Origin of the sequence: Sphaerisporangium sp. NPDC049003, assembly GCF_043197795.1 — a bacterium.
Lineage (GTDB): Bacteria > Actinomycetota > Actinomycetes > Streptosporangiales > Streptosporangiaceae > Sphaerisporangium.
Genome location: NZ_JBICTU010000008.1, coordinates 12,493 through 30,802 on the forward strand (window position 1 = coordinate 12,493; position 18,310 = coordinate 30,802).

Below are 18,310 nucleotides of genomic sequence, written 5' to 3' on the forward strand. Positions count from 1 at the left end.
GAAGTCGCGGGTGAGGGCAACGGCGCCCTCATCCCGCGTGAGCGGAGCGATCGCCATGCACACCATGCACGCCATGCACAGGGAACCACCGCGGTGACCGCGCCCAGTGCCATCCACACGGTGAACCTGGTGAAGATCTACCAGACCGGCGGCCTGCCCGTGCCCGCGGTGCGGGGCATCGACCTGCGGGTCGAGCCCGGGGAGTTCGTGGCGATCATGGGCCCGTCCGGCTCGGGCAAGTCCACGCTCGTCCACATGCTCGGCGGCCTCGACACGCGCACCAGCGGGGAGATCTGGGTGGAGGGCAGGCGCGCCGACACCCTCAACGAGAGCGCGTGGGCGATCCTGCGCCGCCAGAAGATCGGCTTCGTCTTCCAGTTCTTCAACCTCGTCGACAACATGACGGTCGCCGACAACGTCGAGCTTCCCGCGCTGCTGGGCGGCGCGTCCCCCAAGCACGCCCGCGAGCGCAGGGAGTACCTCCTCAGCGAGCTGGGGCTGACCGACAAGGCCGACGCCGCCCCCGCCCAGCTGTCCGGCGGCGAGCAGCAGCGGGTCGCGCTGGCCAGGGCGCTCGCCAACCACCCCCACGTGCTGCTGGCGGACGAGCCCACCGGCAACCTCGACAGCCGCAACACCCGCGACGTGCTCCGCCTCATCGCCGAGGTGCACCGGCAGGGCCAGACGATCGTCATGGTCACCCACGACGCCCGGGTGGCGGGGCTGGCCGACCGGGTGGTGACCCTCCTCGACGGCCAGATCGTCGACGACGGAGCCGTCGGCCATGTCCGCCGCCGCCCCAAGGGCGGGGCCGGCGACGTGGTCGAGTTGCGGGGATAGGGCAGACGATGAGGCACGGCGAGGCTCGATGAGTCACAGCACGACCAGGGCCGAGTACCGGTGGATCCGCGCCGACCTGCGGGCCAGGCGGGCACAGGCGCTGCTCACGGTGCTCGCGGTGGCCGGCATCGTCAGCGCGCTCATCACCGCCGCCACCCTCCTGGAGGACGGCACCAACCCCTGGCGCGGCCTGTTCGAACGTGGCGACGGCGCCCACGTGTGGATCCACACCAAGGACGCCCCCGACCCCGCGACGCTCAGGGCCCTCGACGGCGTCACCGATGTGGCCGGGCCGTACCGCAGCGCTCCCGCGACGCTGGTCCAGGGCGGGAAGAAGACCCCGGTCGCCCTCCAGGAGATGGCGGCCGTGCTTCCCGCGGTGGGTCGTCCCCTCGTGCGGGAGGGCCGCTGGCTCGACCCGGGCGACCCGGAGGGCGTGGTGGTGGAGCGGTCGTTCGCGCAGGCGACGGGCCTGCGCCCCGGCGGCTCGTTCACGGTCATCGGCCTCAACGGCGCCACGCACGCGCTCAGGGTGACCGGGCTCGCCGAGAGCGGCGACCAGGGCTTCTACCCCGAGTGGACCCCCGGGCTCGCCTGGACGCTCGCCGGGACGCTCGACCAGGTGGAGCCCGCGCTCGGGCGCAGCGAGTCAGTGACCGGGCTGCGGCTGGCCGACCCGGCGGCGACCTCCCTGATCGTCCAGCGTACGATCACCAAGCTCGCGGGCCAGGTGCAGCGGGTGTCCACCTGGCGCGAGGTCCAGGCCTCCATGGCGCTGGACAACCGGCTGCTCGGGGTGCTGCTCGCGCTCTTCGGCGTCGCCGGGCTCGTGGCCGCGGCCCTTGCCATCGCCAACGCGACCGGCGGCCGGGTGCTCACTCAGCAGCGCGACATCGCCACGCTGAAGTCGCTGGGATTCACCCGGCGCCAGGTCGTCCGCATGCTGCTCGCCGAGCACGGCACCCTCGGGCTGGCCGGCATCGTGCTCGGCGTGGTCTGCGGGCGGCTGATCACCGTGTACGCGCTGGCCGAGACCGTGGTGGTCCCGCTCTCCTCGGCCCCGCTGCTGGCCATCGCCCTCGGTACGGCCCTGGTGGTGCTGGTGGCCGTCTGGCTGCCCGCGTGGCGCGGTGGCCGCACGCCGCCGATCCCCGCCGCCCCGGCCGCCCCGCCACGCGGGCACCTGTCGCGCATGGCCCGGCTGGCCCTTCTCGTACGGCTGCCGCCCGCGCTGGTGCTCGGGGCCAGGGACGCCTTCACGCGAAGGCTCCCGGCCCTGCTGACGTCGTTCGGCCTCGCGATCCCGATGATGATGATCACCATCGGCCTGGGCTGCTGGGCGTCGCTGGACGCCTTCAAGAGCCATCCGGAGCAGGTCGGCCAGGCCGCCGCGCTGACCGTACGGCCCGGAAGCCTCACCTCCGAAAGGGCCAACCGGGTGGCGCTCGCCGACGCGGACGTGGTGGCCGCCTACCCCGGGGCCGAGGTGGACGCGCTGGTCCCCGGGCAGACCCGCACCGTGCGCACCAGGGCGATCGGCACCATCACCGACCCCTACCCCTTCTCGGTCGTCGAGGGACGCCCGTACCGCGACCGGGGAGAGGCCGTGGCGGGCCAGGGCCTGCTCGACCTGCTGAACGTGCGCATCGGCGACCGCACGCGGCTGACGATCGGCGGCACGCCCCTGATCGTGCGCATCGTCGGGCGCGTCCTTGAGCCCGAGCAGGACGGTGAGGTGCTCTCGGTGGCGATCGACAGCCTCGCCCCGAAGGACGCCCTCCCGCCGCAGTTCTACGGCCTCGTGCTGCGCCAGGGGGCCGACCCCGCGGCCGTACGGTCACGGCTCCAGGCGCGGTCGCTGGAGGTGTCCCAGGTGGTGAACCCGGCCGACCGGCTCTCGGTCATCCGGGTGATCATCGTCGCGCTCGTGGTGGTGCTGGCACTGCTCGGCCTGGCCAACCTGCTGACGGCGAGCGCGCTCGGACTGCGTGACCACGCGCTGGACCTCGCCGTGCTCAAGGCCATGGGGCTGACCCCGCGCCAGGTCATGGCGACCCTGGTGACCGGCACGGGGCTCCTCGCCGTGCTCGGCGTCGGCGCGGGCGCGGCGGCGGGGGCCCTGGTGTCGTCGGGGCTGATCGACCTGCAGGGCGCCTCAAGCGGCATCGGGGCGGGCATCGGCCGCTCGCCGGCGCCGCTGGCCCTGCTCGTCGCGATCGTGACGGTCGTCGGCGCGGCCCTGCTGGTCGCGCTGATCCCCGCTCGCAGGGCCGCCCGCGCCCGGATCCCGGTGACCCCCCGCTGAGGGTCACCGGGCCGGTGCGTCGCGTTTCCGCGCGCCGTCTCAGCGCTCGGTGAGCGAGAACCAGTAGAAGCCGTGCCCCGGCAGGGTGAGCAGGTAGGGAAGCTCACCGATCACGGGGAAGGCCACGTCGCCCCGGCACTCCACCGGCGTCATGCCGGCGAACCGCCGCAGGTCCAGCTCCACCGGCTGGGGGTGCTTGGAGAGGTTGTTGACGCACAGCATGCGGTCGTCGCCCTCTTCCCTGACGAACGCCAGCACGCTGTAGTTCGGCGACCACAGCTCGGTGTAGGCGCCGGTGCCGAACACCGGGTGCCTCCGCCGCACCTCCAGCATCTTCTTGGTGAAGTGCAGCAGGGACGAGCCGCTCTTCATCTGGGCCTCGACGTTGACGGCCTGGTAGCCGTAGATCGGGTCCATGATGGCCGGCAGGTAGAGGCGGCCGGGGTCGCCGCTGGAGAAGCCGGCGTTGCGGTCGGGGCTCCACTGCATCGGCGTGCGGACCGAGTCGCGGTCCTCCAGCCAGATGTTGTCGCCCATGCCGATCTCGTCGCCGTAGTACATGACCGGGGAGCCCGGCATGGACAGCAGCAGCGCGGTGAACAGCTCGATCTGGTCGCGGTCGTTCTCCAGCAGCGGGGCGAGCCTGCGCCGGATGCCCAGGTAGGCCCGCATGCGCGGGTCCTTGGCGTACTCCGCGTGCATGTAGTCGCGCTCTTCCTCGGTGACCGTCTCAAGCGTCAGCTCGTCGTGGTTGCGGAGGAAGATGCCCCACTGGGCGGTCTCGGGGAGCTTGGGGGTGCGGGACATGATCTCCGAGATCGGCTCCCGCGACTGCCGGCGCACCGCCATGAAGATCCGCGGCATGAGCGGGAAGTGGAACGCCATGTGGCACTCGTCGCCGCCCACGGTCGGGTCGCCGAAGTACTCCACGACGTCCTCGGGCCAGCCGTTGGCCTCCGCGAGCAGCACCCGGTCGGGGTACAGGCGGTCCACCTCGGCCCTGACCCGCTTGAGGTAGGCGTGGGTCTCCGGCAGGCCGGAGCACGCGGTGCCCTCGCGCTCGAAGAGGTACGGCACGGCGTCCAGGCGGAAGCCGTCGATGCCCAGGTCGAGCCAGAACCTCAGAACCTCAAGCATCGCGTCCTGAACGGCCGGGTTCTCGTAGTTGAGGTCGGGCTGGTGGTGGAAGAACCTGTGCCAGTAGTACTGGCCGCGCACCGGGTCGTAGGTCCAGTTGGACTCCTCGGCGCCCACGAAGATGATGGGAGCGTCCGGATAGCGGGTGGGATCGTCCGACCACACGTAGAAGTCCCCGTACGGCCCGGCCGGGTCGTGCCGGGACGCCTGGAACCAGGGGTGCTTGTCGCTGGTGTGGTTCATCACCAGGTCGGTGATGATGCGGATGCCCCGCTGGTGTGCCTGCTCGATCAGCTGCACGAAGTCCCCGAGGTCGCCGAACTCCTGGAGGATCTTCATGTAGTCGGCGATGTCGTAGCCGCCGTCGCGCAGCGGCGACTCGTACAGCGGCAGCAGCCACAGGCAGTCGACGCCGAGCCACTGCAGGTAGTCGAGCTTCTCGATCAAACCCCGCAGGTCCCCGGTCCCGTCGCCGTTGGAGTCACGGAAGCCGCGCACGAGCACTTCGTAGAAGACGGCTCTCTTGTACCACCGGGGGTCGGACGAGATGAAGTCTTCAGAAACGGATTCCGGGCATGGTGAAGCGCTCATAGGTATCGCTCGCATCAAGAGAGTAGGGCGGTGCAAACACAAGGGGGCTCGCGCCGTCGGAGCCGTCATCCCTGCGGCTCCCGCCCCACGTCGGCACCGAAGGGGTGGCTCGGTGCGCAGCGTGTTTCGGCGCTGTTTCGCGGAAGACTAGCAGGCCATAAGGGTCATCCGAAGACGATCAGCCTGGGACGGGCAGCGTCCCAACCGCGTAATCGGTCACAGTCCCGAGATCGCCCACGTAACGCCCCGCGTACCCTCCGTGTCTCCGCAGGTCGGAAGGCGGTTCCGGGGCGGGTGGCAAAGGGGTTCACGGCGTGCCCGGCCACGGTGGCGTGAGGTCGCCGAGCACGTCCTCGTAGTCCGTCAGCCAGGAACCGAAAAGCACCAGACCCCGCAGCCAGAAACGCGAGTTCCACGAGCCGAAGGCGGTCAGCGCGTCCGGCCCGCCGGCGATCACGTCGAGCATCCCCTCCGACATGAGCCCCCGGACGGTCGCGGCCTTCAGCAGCATCCGGTGGTTCCACTCGCGGGCGGCCGGGCCGCTGGACCGCAGCGGCACCCGGCGGTGCGGCAGCGCGCCGTTGGTGGAAGGAAGGGCCGCCACGCGCGGGTTCGCCGCGCGGAGGATCTCGCGGTAGAACTTCCCGCCCTCCTTCCGTTCCACGGGTACCGACAGCGTGGCGTCGAAGAAGTCCGGATACAGGAAGGGGAAGACCGGGGTGGCCTCGGGGCCGACGAGGTTCACGGGGGAGCGGGCGATCCCCCGGGCCGTACGGGTGTGGAGCACGCTCAGCGGGAGCTCCGACCTGTGGCCGCGCAGCATCGAGGTCGCCTGGGAGAACGCCGCGCCGACCCGGTCGTCCACGAAGGCGAGCGCGGGCTCCGACAGCATCGGCAGGTGCGGCTCTCCGGTCGCGAGGGCGGCGAGCAGGGCGGCCTGCCTGTCGGCGGAGGATCCGGCGCCCACCGCGTCCGCGGTGATCAGGAAGTTCTTCATCAGCGGCCCGCCCGCCAGGCCGTCCACGACCGCACGCCCCGCCTGGTGCACCTCCCTGGCGAAGGGGGAGTACCAGGCGTGGTGGCTGGTCAGGTACTCCAGCCTGCGCGCCGCCCACCGCGCCTCGCCGGGGTAGGCGGAGGGGTCCTGCGGGACGATCCGGTGGGAGATGCCCAGCTCGCGGGTGATGTAGCGGGCGAAGTCGATGTCGTTGTCCAGGCCGTCGTCCGGGCTGGTCGTCCACGACTCGACGTCCATCTTGCGGGCCGTCGCCACCGAGGCCAGCAGCCGCGAGTCGTACCCGCCGCTCACCGGCACCAGCAGCGGCCGGTCGTCGAAGGGCTTGAGCGCCTCGTGCAGCAGCGCGACGATGTCCCCGGCCGTGACGCCCCGGTCGAACGGCTCTTCCCGCACCCACCGGGGGGTCCGCTTCTCCACGGTGATCCTGCGGGCCGAGCGCGACCAGATCAGGGCGGTCGAACCGGGCAGCCGCCTGACCTCCCGGTAGGGCGTGTCCTCCAGCAGCGGGTAGGTCAGCTTGAGGATGGCCGCCCAGGCGTCCCAGTTGACCTCGTACGGCCTGCGGGCGAGCGCCAGCAGCGGCTCGATGTTGCCCGCGAAGTAGATCGCGTCGCCGTCGGACAGGTAGTAGACGTCGATCAGCCCGAACGCGCCCGTGTGCAGGGTGACGGCACCGGGTTCGTCGATCAGCCCGGGGGTCTCCCACGTCTCGCCCGCCGCCCACCAGGACATCGCTTCCGCCGGCCGCCGCTCCGCCCAGGCGAAGCGCCTGCCGCCGCCGTCCGCGGCGAAGCGCCTGTCGCCGCCGTCCGGAGCGGGGCGATCGCCGCCGCCGTCCGGGGGGAGGCGCCTGTCGTCGCCGTAAGGGGCGAGGGGCGAGGAGCTCAGCAGCGCCGCGTCCGGCGCACGGTGGACCTCGCGCACCTCGGGGCCCGCCTCACGGAGCAGTTCCAGCCTGGCCGGGTCGTAGGCCCCGATCGCACCGCAGACGTACGGCCGCGCCGCGTACTCCGGCCACTTGCCCTTGCGCACTGGATCTCCCCCCTCAGCGAGTACCTGCCGAGTGTACGGACTTGTCGGGGTTCGAGATGGTCGGCCCAGATCTGCGATTATTCTTGCTCGACGTCTGGGGACACGGTGATGGCATGAGTGAAGAGTTGGAGAGCGCCCGGTCGGCTCTCGAAGCGGCCGTGGCGGCGGCTTCCGGCGCCGCCGAGCTCACCCGCCTGCTGGCCGACTACCAGGAACGGCTCGCGCGGGCCGCCGTGTCGGAGGCCGAGGCCGTGACGCGCATGCGGGAGGCCGAGGCCCGGCTGAAGGCCGCCGAGCGGCAGGCGGCGCAGTTGGCGAAGAGCCTCGCCGAGCAGCGCTACCAGACAGAGGTGGCCCAGTGGCGCCTGGAATCCGTGCAGGCCAGCCGGTGGTCCAAGCTGGGCGACGCCATCCACACCAAGAAGCCCGGCGAGGTCGCCCGCACCCTCCGCACCCCTGTCAGCAAGCGCCCGGCGCCGAGGCGGTCCGACTTCTCGCCGGTCCCGCCGCCCGTCGAGGTCCCGCCCGTCGCTCCGGTCGTCCCCGAGACGGCGGGGCCGGTGGTGTCCACGGCCATGGCCGAGGGCTTCGTGGTGCCCAAGGGACCCCTCGCGCGGCCGTACCTCACCGTGGCCGCCATCGTGGACCGGCAGTCCGAGGCCCTGTTCCGCTACGAGTGGCGCCAGGTCACCAACTTCGGGCCCGACAACTGGCGGGCCATGCTGGACGAGCACCGGCCCCACCTGCTGTTCGTCGAGTCCGTACGGCCGGGGCCCCGGCAGGGCAACGGCGGGCGGTGGCTGGAGGAGCTCGCCGGACGGTCCCGGGGCCTGCGCGACCTGGTCGAGGAGTGCGGCCGCAGGGGCATCCGGACGATGTTCTGGCACTCCGGCGGCCCGATCTCGACCAGCGTGCCCGTGGCCTCGCTCTTCGACCACGTGCTGGCGACCTCGGAGGCCAGGGCGCGCGAGTGGCGGGCCGCGCTGCGCCACGACCGCGTCGGGATCCTCTCCCACGCCGTGCAACCCCGCGTCCACAACCTCATCCCCGCGGCCACCGCACGGGCCGGCGTCGGGCTGCTCGGCACCGCCGTCCTGGGCTACCCGCCGCCGGACACCGGATGGCGACCGCTGATCACCGACAAGGCGACCTATGACGACCTGCTGACCGCGTACCGCTCGGTCTCGATGGTGCTCGCCGGCCCGGACGCCGACGCGCGGACCGTGGAGGAGCTGTACGCCTGCGGCACCCCGATCATGCAGCTCGCCGCCCCGGTCGCCGGGGACGAGGCCTCGCTGCGGCGGGCCGTGGACTCGATCGGCGAGTACCTGGCGGCCGACTTCGAGTGCGCGTCGGAAGCCCACGTGGCCTGGCGTGCCACGGTCCCGGTCACCCCGCTGCTCGACCCGCTGCTCGACACCGCCGGGCTGCCCTCCGTACGGAACTCCGCCACGGTCACGGCCGTCACGGCGGTCACGAACGCCACGGAGCTCGACCACCTGCTCGCCCAGCTCCGGCGGCAGGCCCATGCCCCCGGCCAGCTCGTGATCGTGGCCGAAGGCCTGGACGCCGCCGTAGTCGAGAAGGCCGCGCGAGCGGTGTACGGCGGTGAGGTGGTGGTACGTGACACGGGCTCGCCGGTGACCCGGGGCGCCGCGCTCGACCGGGCGCTCCGGCTGGCCGACGGAGACCTCGTCGCCGTCCTCGACCCCCGCGACCTGTACGGCGAGCACCACCTGGCCGACCTGGCGCGGTACTTCTCGGCGGTGGAGGCCGAGATCCTCGGCAAGGCCTCGTTCTACGCGCACATCCCGGCCACGGGGGCGACGCTGCTGCGCCGGCCCGGCGCCGAGCACCGCTTCCTGCCCGAGCTCGCCGGCGGAACGCTGCTGGGCCGCCGCCAGACTCTGGTCGATCTGGGCATCGCCGATGTTTCGGAAGAATGGGACGACGTGCTGATGCGCCAGTGCCGCACTGACGGCATCCGCGTCTACTCGGCCGACCGCTATTCGTATGTGTGCGTCCGAGGCGCCGCCGAGAGCAGGCTCCTGGCCTCCTCCACCCTCACCGGCTATCTCCCCGCCGAACCCCTTGCCATGATCTGATTCTCCCGTGCTCGGCGTGAGCCCCTCATGCGCCGATTCTTCTATGTCGGTCCGTACGGAAAAACCTGCTGTTTCAGGATCGTTTCGTGTATTTCCAGAAACGGCCCCCGGCTCAGGACTTCCGCATGTCGGACGACGATGGCCTGGCGAGTGATCAGTAAGGTCGGAAGGTGTGACGCGGCATCGGTAATGCGTCTGGACTGGGCAATACCGAAAGAAGGGGGAGTTCGATGCTGGACTCCGGTCGCCCTCGCGTCGTGCCGAGGAAAATCGTCCGTTCCACGCTGGCGGGAGCTCTCACGGTATTGGTCGCGATGGGCGCGGTGACGGCGAGCCCTCGTACGGCGAGTGCGGCGGCCACGCCGCCGGTCGCGCTGGGTACGGCCGCGAACTTCGCGGTACTGGCCCAGACGGCCGTGACGAACAGCGGCGCGAGCGTCGTCACCGGAGATCTGGGGCTCACCGCGAGCGCGGCGGTGACGGGCTTCCCGCCCGGCGTCGTGGTCGGAACCATCCATACCGCCGACGCAACGGCTGTGCAGGCCGGGATCGACCTGGGCGTCGCCTACGACGACGCCGCCTCCCGCACTCCCGACGCCACCATCCCGACGGAACTCGGCGGAACCACTCTGACGCCCGGCGTCTACAACTCCGCCTCGGGCACCTTCCAGATCACCGGAAACCTGACGCTGGACGGCCAGGGCGACCCGAACGCGGTCTTCATCTTCCAGGCAGCCTCCACGCTCATCACCGCAGCCGCCAGCACGGTCACCCTCATCGGCGGCGCGCAGGCGTGCAACGTCTTCTGGCAGGTCGGAAGCTCGGCCACCCTTGGAGTCGGCAGCGCTCTCGCCGGCGACATCCTCGCCCAGACCTCGATCACGGTCACGAGCGGCGCGACCGTGAACGGCCGGGCTCTGGCCCGCGACGCGGTCGTCACCCTGGACACGAACACCGTCACCCTGGCCGTCTGCCAGGCCCCTCCCGACAGGTCCACCACGACCACGCTGAACTCGACGTGCGCCATAAACCAGAACAGTCCGATCACCTTCGTCGCGACGGTCACGTCTTCCGGTTCGACCATCCCGACGGGCTCGGTCGAATTCTTCAGCGACGGAGTGAGCATCGGCACGGCCCCGGTGGACGCGACCGGCCACGCCACGCTGACCGTCGCGAACCTCGCCGAGGGCACGCACCAGATCGTCGCCACTTACTCCGGCTCGGCCGACCTGGATCCCAGCACCTCACCGGTGTTCGTCCAGGGCGTGGACTCCCAGGGTTTCTGCCTGATACAGCCCTGCGGGTGCCAGACATGCACGTCGCCGGCAACGGGCCTGTCCACCAAAGCGAGCAGCCGGCCGGCGCCTCGTACGGGCCTCTCTTCCGGCCGGCCCTTCCTCGGACAGGGCGGCGCTACTCGGAGTACGGGCAGCCTTTAGGCCGAGAACTCTCTGTGGCACCTATCGAGGAATGCGGCATAAACCCGTTTATGTGCGATAGAATATCGGCTTTTTCCGTCTTCATGGTGTTAATTTAACATCCGGGCATCGGGCGGGCGCATTCCAAAGGATCTATCGGGTATCTCGCTGTGGCCATCGCTGAAGCGTCACAGAGGCCGCCCTCGCGGCCCCAATAGACACGGAATGAAATGAATTCGAGTGGTAACAGGCATATTCTGATCGCGCAGTCCGGCAGGCGCGCCCAGACGTGGGGTGTCGTCGCCGCCATGGTCGGGTCCTTCCTCGCGGCATCGTGTCGGGAGTACACCCTCACGGAGAAGCCGGGAACCATTCGACTCAATTCAGATGCCAAATACGACGAGACGGTTCCCTACCGCCATTCCGGCGCGACCTCCCAAAAGCCGCACCTCCATGTGAAGCCCCACTGCCGGAAGACCTGCTGTAAACGATGCAAGGGCAAAAAGGCCCACTGCGCATGCCCCCGCGGCCCCCGCCTCCCTACAGCCAAGAAGAGCCCGAAGAGCCCGAAGAGCCCAAAGGGAACAAAAACCGCGAAAGGTCCGATCGGTCCGAAAGGTCCGATCGGACCAGAAGGCCCCGTTGGCCTCGAAGGCCCTCTGGGACCCGAAGGCCCTAAAGGACCCATCGGACCCGAAGGACCCATCGGACCCGAAGGACCCATCGGACCCGAAGGACCCATCGGACCCGAAGGACCCATCGGACCCGAAGGACCTACGGGACAACAAGGATCGATCGGACCAGAAGGACCCGCAGGCCTGCCGGGACCACTAGGTCCACAAGGGGTGGCGGGCCCACTAGGTCCACAAGGCGTGGCAGGGCCGGCGGGGCCGGCAGGCGCGGCGGGCCCGATAGGCGCGACAGGCCCGGCAGGACCCGTAGGGCCAGAAGGCCCGGCAGGTACGACTGGACCTGCGGGCCCGCCAGGACCAGAGGGTGTCCCCGGACCGACAGGTGCGACAGGTGCAGCAGGCCCGGCAGGCCCAGCAGGCCTGGCAGGCCCGGCAGGGCCGGCAGGGCCGGCAGGGCCGGCAGGGCCGGCAGGGCCGGCAGGGCCGGCAGGGCCGGCAGGGCCGGCAGGGCCGGCAGGGCCAGTGGGTGCAGCGGGTCCGGTGGGTCCCGTTGGACCGATCGGTCCTGCAGGTGTTCAGGGTGAGACCGGCCCTGCGGGACCCGAAGGCGCCACCGGACCTGCGGGTCCCACAGGTGCGACCGGGGCAACGGGAGCCGCAGGTCCTGCAGGTCAGACGGGTGCCACAGGTGCGCAGGGTCCCCCAGGTCCGGTTGGTCCGGCTGGGCCGCAGGGTGTGGTCGGGCCAGCAGGGCCTCAGGGTGTGGCAGGGCCTGCGGGTCCGGTGGGTGCGGCGGGGCCGATGGGTGCCACAGGTGCCGAGGGTCCTGTGGGTCCGATTGGTCCCGCAGGGCCGCAGGGTGAGATTGGTCCTGCGGGCCCGGTCGGCGCAACAGGCGCGACGGGTCCGGTTGGTCCGGCTGGGCCTCAGGGTGTGGTCGGTCCGGCTGGGCCTCAGGGTGTGGCGGGGACTGCTGGGCCTCAGGGTGAGATTGGTCCTGTGGGTCCGGTCGGTGCGACAGGTGCGACGGGTCCTATTGGTCCTGCGGGTCCGGTTGGTCCGGCTGGGCCGCAGGGTGTAGTCGGTCCAGCAGGGCTTCAAGGTGTGGCGGGGCCTGCGGGTCCGCAGGGTGCGATTGGTCCTGCGGGCCCAGTCGGCGCAACAGGCGCAACAGGCGCGACGGGTCCCATTGGGCCTGCGGGACCGATGGGCGCGTCGGGTGCGACGGGTCCAGTTGGTCCGGCTGGGCCGCAGGGTGTGGTCGGGCCAGCAGGGCCGCAGGGTGTGGTCGGGCCAGCAGGGCCGCAGGGTGCGGCAGGCCCTGCGGGTCCGGTGGGCGAGACAGGTGCGACGGGTCCGATTGGTCCTGCGGGTGCGCTTGGTCCGGCTGGGCCGCAGGGTGAGATTGGTCCTGCGGGCCCGGTCGGCGCAACAGGCGCAACAGGCGCAACAGGTGCGACGGGTCCCAGTGGTCCTGCGGGACCGGTGGGCGCGTCGGGTGCGACGGGTCCGATCGGTCCTGTGGGTCCGCTTGGTCCTGCTGGGCCGCAGGGTGAGATTGGTCCTGCGGGTTCGGTGGGCGCGACAGGCGCGACAGGTGCGACGGGTCCGATTGGTCCTGCGGGTCCGGTTGGTCCGGTTGGGCCGCAGGGTGTGGTCGGGCCAGCAGGGCCTCAGGGTGTGGCAGGCCCTGCGGGTCCAGTGGGCGAGACAGGTGCAACGGGTCCGGCCGGTCCTCCGGGTGCGCTTGGTCCGGCTGGGCCGCAGGGTGTAGTCGGTCCGGCCGGGCCTCAGGGTGTGGCGGGGTCTGCGGGTCCGCAGGGTGAGATTGGTCCTGCGGGTCCGGTCGGCGCGACAGGTGCGACAGGCGCGACGGGTCCGGTTGGTCCGGCCGGGCCTCAGGGTGTGGCAGGGCCTGCGGGTCCGGTGGGTGCGGCGGGGCCTGCGGGTGCCACAGGTGCCGAGGGTCCCGCAGGGCCGGTGGGTCCTGCGGGTGCTCAGGGTGAGACCGGCGATCCGGGCCCCGTGGGTGCAACAGGTGCGACGGGCCCTGTTGGTCCCGCGGGGCCGCAGGGTGAGACTGGTCCTGCGGGGCCGGTCGGCGCGACAGGTGCCACCGGCCCTGCGGGGCCGGTTGGTCCTGCCGGGCAGCAGGGTGTGGTCGGTCCGCCTGGGCCGCAGGGTGTGGTCGGGCCAGCAGGGCCTCAGGGTGTGGCAGGGCCTGCGGGTCCGGTGGGCGCGACGGGTGCAACAGGTGCAACAGGTCCTGAGGGTCCAGTAGGCGCAACGGGTGCAACAGGTGCAACAGGTGCAACAGGTCCTGAGGGTCCAGTAGGCGCAACGGGCGAAACGGGGCCGCAGGGCCCGATAGGGGCTGCGGGTCCTCCTGGTCCGACAGGTCTCACTGGTGCGACAGGAGCGGTGGGCCCGGTGGGTCCTATTGGGCCAGCTGGTCCGACGGGTCCGATCGGTCCGACGGGTCCGACGGGGGCAACCGGTGCGACAGGGGAGTTGGGGCCGGAGGGTCCTGCTGGTCCTGCTGGTCCCACGGGTGCCACGGGGGCGGAGGGGCCTGTGGGGCCGCAGGGGCCGCCGGGGAGTTGTCAGCTGACGTGTGCCGGCGACAAGTGGGGTGTCATCGGCCGGAACTCGTCGGGTGGGCCGAGCGCCGTCTACCGCACCGGCCCGTACGGCCGAAACCCTGCCGGGAACTCCGCGGCCACCGTGCCGCCGCCCTACGGCGTCGGCAGCCTGGGAATCATCGTCAGCGACACCGACACGATCGCCTTCGGCAACGAGACGGATTTCGCGGAGCTGCCGATCAGTGACATCACCATCCTGAAGTACTGGGCGTTCGCCGGAACCAACTCTCCCGCTGACGTCTCACCACCGGGGATCAACATAGAGGTGGACCCCAATGTGGGTTCGACGGACTACGCGACCCTGATCTATCTGCCCGATACCTCTACCAGCCCCTCGGCCCCCGCCCCCCAGCTTCCCAACACCTGGCAGCAGTACGACACCGGCGCGGCGGGCAGCCAGTGGTACGCCAGCGGAGCGACGGGCAGCCTGATCAACTGCACCATTTCCTCTCCATGCTCGTTCGACGTGCTCAAGTCCAGGTTGCCGGACGCGGTGATCACCCTCAGCCTGGGGTTCGCCAAGGGCATGGGCAGCCCCTTCATAGGTGCGATCGACGGACTGCAGGTGAACAACACGATCTATGACTTCGAGCCTTTCGGAGTGCGCAAGACGGCCCTGGTGCCCGCGCCGGTGCCGGGCGAGGCCGCGAAACCCGCGTCGAAAAGGTGAAAGATCAGCGCATAGATCCACGAACCGGCCGAACCCCCCCCACCCCTTCCCCGGCCGAACCGCCGGGGGGAGGGGTGCGCTGACCCCGGGCATCTCGGTGGGTCCTAATAGGCTGCGTGGGTGTTCATGCGCGCGTTGGGCGTGGTGCTCGGGTCGCCGCCCGTTCCGCAGGGTTCCTGGGAGCGCCGGGCGGAGTACGTCTCCGCCGTGGCGCTCCGGAGGGCTGACAGGGCCCCGCGCGAGGTGGCGGAGGAGCTGGCGGTACGGCTTCGCCCGCTGGCCGGGGTCCGGGCGGTCGACGTCCGGGCTAACGGTTTCCTGGTCATCGAGGTGGCCGTACCGGGTGAGATCGTGCGCGAGATCCTGGCCGAACCCCTCTCCCCGCCACGGGGAGCCTGTGAGCAGGGTGCCGATGAGGCGGGTCCGTGGCCGGACTTCCCCCGTACATGGGACAACCCTGGATTTGTCGTCAGATACGCCTATGTACGGGCGGGAGCCGTACTGCGCTGGGCGCGTGATCTGGGGCTCTGGGGGGTGGAGGGCCGCCGGACGGGGGCGCGGGACGACGATCTGGGGTACGAGCACGACGATCACGGCTTCACGGCGGGTGAGAGCGCCGGAGCGCCGGACCACGGGCGGCTCGACGATCATGCCCTGAGCGAGCCGGAACACGATGCCGAGGCGTGCAAGCCCGCCGTTTTCCGGCCCGAGGCGCTCGCCGATCCTCGTGATCGGGCGGTGCTGAGGGTGCTGGCCGAGCTGCCGAGCAGGCGCGAGAGCCGGGATCCGGGCTGGCAGGCGTACCTGGAGCGGCTGGCGGAGGCCTACCACGACGCCTTCGAGCACGCGCCCGCGCTTCCCAAGGGAGACGAGGCGCCGACCGCCGCCCACGGAGCCCGGCTGTGGATGGCGGCGGCCGTACGACGGGTCATCGGCGAGGGGTTGACGGAGTTGCGTCAGACCGCTCCCCACAAAATATGAATAAAGCGGGCAAAACGCCGGAAGCGGTATGCCTGGCGGCTTACCGTTCTGGAGATCTTTCAGGTCGTCGTCTCGCTGGTTGGGCAACGGGCGCGGTGGGATCACGGGGTCGGATAGCCTCATGCGGGTGAGTCGATTCGCCCATCCCGCCGGTGACCGGCACGCGGAGGTGCTGCCCGAGGAGCGGCCTCCGCAGGCCCCCGCCGACCTCAACATGCTCGTCCCCACCATCTGGCCGCGAATGTCCGGCCGTGTGGACGGAGCGATCACGATCGCCGGCGTGGACGTCCGCGATCTCGCCCGTGAGTTCGGCACCCCTCTGTACGTGGTCGACGAGGACGACTTCCGTTCCCGCTGCCGCGACTACAAGGCCGCCTTCCAGGGCGACGACGTCTATTACGCGGGCAAGGCGTTCCTGTGCAAGGAGGTCGCCCGCTGGGTCGACCAGGAGGGCCTCGGGCTCGACGTCTGCAGCGGCGGCGAGCTCGCCGTGGCGCTGAGCGTCGGCTTCCCGCCCGAGCGCATCGCCCTGCACGGCAACAACAAGTCGTACGCCGAGCTTGAGAGGGCCCTGCGGGCCGGGGTCGGCCACATCGTCGTCGACTCCTTCGACGAGATCGCCCGCGTCGGCTACCTCGCCGAGGAGCTGGGCGTGCGGCCCAAGATCCAGATCCGGGTGACCACCGGCGTCGAGGCGCACACGCACGAGTTCATCGCGACGGCCCACGACGACCAGAAGTTCGGCCTCTCGCTCAACAGCGGCGCGGCGGCCGAGGCCGTGCGCCGGATCCTGGCCCTGCCACAGCTTGAGCTGGTCGGCCTGCACTCCCACATCGGGTCGCAGATCTTCGATACGGCGGGCTTCGAGGTCGCCGCCCGGCGCCTCGCGGTGCTGCTGACGCAGATCAAGCGGGAACACGGCGTCGTCCTGCCGGAGCTCGACCTCGGCGGCGGCTACGGCATCGCCTACGTCGAGGGTGACGACGCGCCCGACATCAAGGTGATCGCCGACAGCCTGCGCGAGATCGTCGCCCGGGTCTGCGAGAACGCGGGCCTGCCCGTCCCCCGGCTCACGGTCGAGCCCGGACGGGCCATCGCCGGGCCCGGCGGCGTCACGGTCTACGAGGTCGGCACGGTCAAGGACGTCGAGGGCCTGCGGTCGTACGTCAGCGTCGACGGCGGCATGAGCGACAACCTCCGCACCGCGCTGTACGGGGCCGACTACACCTGCGTGCTGGCGTCCCGCACCAGCGACGCTCGCCCCGTCCTGTCCCGCGTGGTGGGCAAGCACTGCGAGAGCGGTGACATCGTGGTCCGCGACGTGTGGCTGCCGAGGGACATCGCGGCGGGCGACCTGCTCGCGGTCCCGGCCACGGGCGCCTACTGCCGGTCGCTGGCGCACAACTACAACTACCTCCCGAGGCCCGCGGTGGTCGCGGTGAGGGACGGCGTGCCGCGCGTGATCGTCCGCAGGGAGACCGAGGACGACCTGTTGAGGGGGCAAGCGTGAAACCTTTCGCACCGGAAGGGTCCGAGGGCGCTCAGGAGGTCCACGAGCCGGCCTCCGACAAGCGCGGAAGGCACGAGAGGCCGGGCGAGGCCGGCAGGCCGCTGAAGGTCGCGCTGCTCGGCTGCGGAGTCGTCGGCTCGCAGGTCGTGAGGCTGATGCACGAGCAGGCCGACGACCTCGCCGCCCGCATCGGCGCCCCGCTGGAGCTCGCCGGGGTGGCCGTCAGGCGCCTCGGCCGCAAGCGCGAGGGCGACGTCGACCCGGCGCTGCTGACCACCGACGCCGAGGCCCTGGTGACCAGGGACGACGTCGACATCGTGGTCGAGGTGATCGGCGGCATCGAGCCGGCCAGGTCGCTCATCCTGGCCGCCATGTCCACGGGCAAGTCGATCGTCACCGCCAACAAGGCCCTGCTCGCCGAGGACGGCGCCACGATCCACGGCTCCGCCAAGGAGAACGGCGTCGATCTGTACTTCGAGGCCAGCGTGGCCGGGACGATCCCGCTGGTCCGCCCGCTGCGCGAGTCCCTGGCGGGCGACCGCGTCCACCGCGTGCTCGGCATCGTGAACGGCACCACCAACTACATCCTCGACAAGATGGACACCTCGGGCGCCTCGTTCACCGACGCGCTCGACGAGGCCCAGTCCCTCGGGTACGCCGAGGCCGACCCGACGGCCGACGTCGAGGGCTTCGACGCCGCCGCGAAGGCCGCCATCGTCGCCGGGCTGGCCTTCCACAGCCGCGTGACGGCCGCCGACGTGCACCGCGAGGGCATCACCGAGATCACCGCGACCGACGTGGCCAGCGCCAAGGCCATGGGGTACGTCATCAAGCTGCTGGCCATCTGCGCCAGGTCCGACGACGGCCGCTCGGTCGGCGTCCGCGTCCACCCTGCGATGATCCCGAGGAGTCACCCGCTGGCCGGGGTCCGCGAGGCGTACAACGCGGTGTTCGTCGAGGCCGAGTCCGCGGGCCAGCTGATGTTCTACGGCAAGGGCGCCGGGGGGGCGCCCACCGCCTCGGCCGTGCTGGGCGATCTGGTGGCCGTCGCGCGCAACCGCCTCGCGGGCACCCACGGGCCGCAGGAGTCGACCTACGCCGACCTGCCCGTGCACCCGATGGGCGAGACGGTCACGCGCTACCACGTGTCCCTGGACGTCGCCGACAAGCCGGGCGTGCTGGCCAGGGTCGCCGACATCTTCGCCAAGCACGACGTGTCGATCCAGACCGTGCGCCAGGAGGGCCACGGCGACGACGCCCAGCTCGTGCTCGTCACGCACAGGGCACACGACGCCGCGCTGTCCGCCACGATAGACGACCTGCGCGAGCTGGACATCGTCAGAGGCGTGACCAGCATGATGCGCGTCGAGGGCGACGACACGCGCTGACCTCGGGCTCGGGTGCCAGGTCTGGACGGCGGGCCTGGGTG

General features: G+C 71.1%; 11 protein-coding genes. 9 read left to right on the forward strand and 2 right to left on the reverse strand.

Features of this window, described 5'->3' with window-relative positions; all coding sequences use genetic code 11:
- Nucleotides 1-93 precede the first annotated feature (93 nt).
- Complete coding sequence (locus ACGFIV_RS10595) at nt 94-840, forward strand: ABC transporter ATP-binding protein (RefSeq protein ID WP_358550549.1); 747 nt, start codon at nt 94-96, stop codon at nt 838-840.
- A 28-nt stretch (nt 841-868) separates the two neighbouring features.
- Entirely contained in the window at nt 869-3,145 is a 2,277-nt protein-coding gene (locus ACGFIV_RS10600) for an ABC transporter permease (RefSeq protein ID WP_392833884.1), read from the forward strand.
- A 39-nt stretch (nt 3,146-3,184) separates the two neighbouring features.
- On the opposite strand, the gene treS is transcribed toward ACGFIV_RS10600, so the two are convergent.
- Nucleotides 3,185-4,873 (reverse strand): maltose alpha-D-glucosyltransferase, encoded by a 1,689-nt coding sequence (gene treS, locus ACGFIV_RS10605; protein ID WP_358550553.1) that lies wholly within the window; start codon nt 4,871-4,873, stop codon nt 3,185-3,187.
- Nucleotides 4,874-5,180: 307 nt separating this feature from the next.
- A complete protein-coding gene (locus ACGFIV_RS10610; RefSeq protein WP_358550555.1) occupies nt 5,181-6,923 on the reverse strand; it encodes an asparagine synthetase B family protein in 1,743 nt (580 codons plus the stop codon).
- Nucleotides 6,924-7,036: 113 nt separating this feature from the next.
- Here ACGFIV_RS10610 and ACGFIV_RS10615 point away from each other — a divergent pair, with 113 nt between their 5' ends.
- The 7 genes from ACGFIV_RS10615 (at nt 7,037) to ACGFIV_RS10645 (ending at nt 18,269) form a co-directional block, all read left to right on the forward strand.
- The gene (locus ACGFIV_RS10615) at nt 7,037-9,028 is read left to right on the forward strand and encodes a hypothetical protein (RefSeq protein ID WP_358550557.1); all 1,992 of its coding nucleotides are present in this window, start codon (nt 7,037-7,039) and stop codon (nt 9,026-9,028) included.
- 230 nt (nt 9,029-9,258) lie between these two features.
- Nucleotides 9,259-10,467, forward strand: coding sequence for an ice-binding family protein (locus ACGFIV_RS10620; RefSeq protein ID WP_358550559.1), 1,209 nt, complete (start codon nt 9,259-9,261; stop codon nt 10,465-10,467).
- A gap of 975 nt (nt 10,468-11,442) precedes the next feature.
- Nucleotides 11,443-12,159 (forward strand): hypothetical protein, encoded by a 717-nt coding sequence (locus ACGFIV_RS10625; protein WP_392833891.1) that lies wholly within the window; start codon nt 11,443-11,445, stop codon nt 12,157-12,159.
- A 1,643-nt stretch (nt 12,160-13,802) separates the two neighbouring features.
- Complete coding sequence (locus tag ACGFIV_RS10630) at nt 13,803-14,390, forward strand: hypothetical protein (RefSeq protein ID WP_358550563.1); 588 nt, start codon at nt 13,803-13,805, stop codon at nt 14,388-14,390.
- Between the two features lie 126 nt (nt 14,391-14,516).
- Nucleotides 14,517-15,371: an anticodon-binding protein gene (locus ACGFIV_RS10635; RefSeq protein WP_358550573.1), complete on the forward strand. Its 855-nt coding sequence runs from the start codon at nt 14,517-14,519 to the stop codon at nt 15,369-15,371.
- Between the two features lie 127 nt (nt 15,372-15,498).
- Nucleotides 15,499-16,881 carry a diaminopimelate decarboxylase gene (gene lysA / locus ACGFIV_RS10640; RefSeq protein WP_358550565.1) on the forward strand — a complete coding sequence of 461 codons (1,383 nt, stop codon included), beginning with the start codon at nt 15,499-15,501 and terminating at the stop codon, nt 16,879-16,881.
- A 101-nt stretch (nt 16,882-16,982) separates the two neighbouring features.
- Nucleotides 16,983-18,269, forward strand: coding sequence for a homoserine dehydrogenase (locus tag ACGFIV_RS10645; protein WP_358550575.1), 1,287 nt, complete (start codon nt 16,983-16,985; stop codon nt 18,267-18,269).
- Nucleotides 18,270-18,310 lie beyond the last annotated feature (41 nt).

Coding starts and splice junctions, on each gene's coding strand:
- ACGFIV_RS10600 (WP_392833884.1), top strand. CDS start 869: ATGAGTCACAGCACGACCAGGGCCGAGTACCGGTGGATCCGCGCCGAC.
- treS (WP_358550553.1), bottom strand. CDS start 4,873: ATGAGCGCTTCACCATGCCCGGAATCCGTTTCTGAAGACTTCATCTCG.
- ACGFIV_RS10615 (WP_358550557.1), top strand. CDS start 7,037: ATGAGTGAAGAGTTGGAGAGCGCCCGGTCGGCTCTCGAAGCGGCCGTG.
- ACGFIV_RS10620 (WP_358550559.1), top strand. CDS start 9,259: ATGCTGGACTCCGGTCGCCCTCGCGTCGTGCCGAGGAAAATCGTCCGT.
- ACGFIV_RS10635 (WP_358550573.1), top strand. CDS start 14,517: ATGCGCGCGTTGGGCGTGGTGCTCGGGTCGCCGCCCGTTCCGCAGGGT.